This window comes from Elizabethkingia argenteiflava (genome assembly GCF_009904105.1).
GTDB classification, from domain to species: Bacteria; Bacteroidota; Bacteroidia; order Flavobacteriales; family Weeksellaceae; genus Elizabethkingia; species Elizabethkingia argenteiflava.
On sequence record NZ_JAAABJ010000027.1, the window covers coordinates 1 to 304 of the forward strand.

The 304-nt window shown below is 36.8% G+C and carries 1 protein-coding gene; it reads left to right on the forward strand.

Annotated elements, in window-relative coordinates:
- The coding region (locus GNY06_RS00110; protein ID WP_166518292.1) for a DDE-type integrase/transposase/recombinase at positions 1 to 304 on the forward strand (304 nt) is incomplete at both ends.

Here is a 304-nt window from a genome sequence, read left to right on the forward strand (position 1 = left end):
AGTGATGTCATGGAGAATGGTCGTAAATTCAGAAGTTTCAATGTAATTGACGACTATAACAGAGAAGTACTTTTTATTGAAGTCGATTACAGCTTAAAAAGTAGCCGAGTTGTTTGGGTGCTTAATCATCTGATAGGCAGATATGGAAAGCCTCAGAGTATTCGTATGGATAATGGCCCAGAACTTATTGCAGGATTGATGACTCATTGGAGTAAGGCCAATAGTATTACCTTTCAATATATAGAGCCTGGCAAACCAATGCAAAATGGATATATAGAAAGATTTAACAGGACTTATAGGGAGA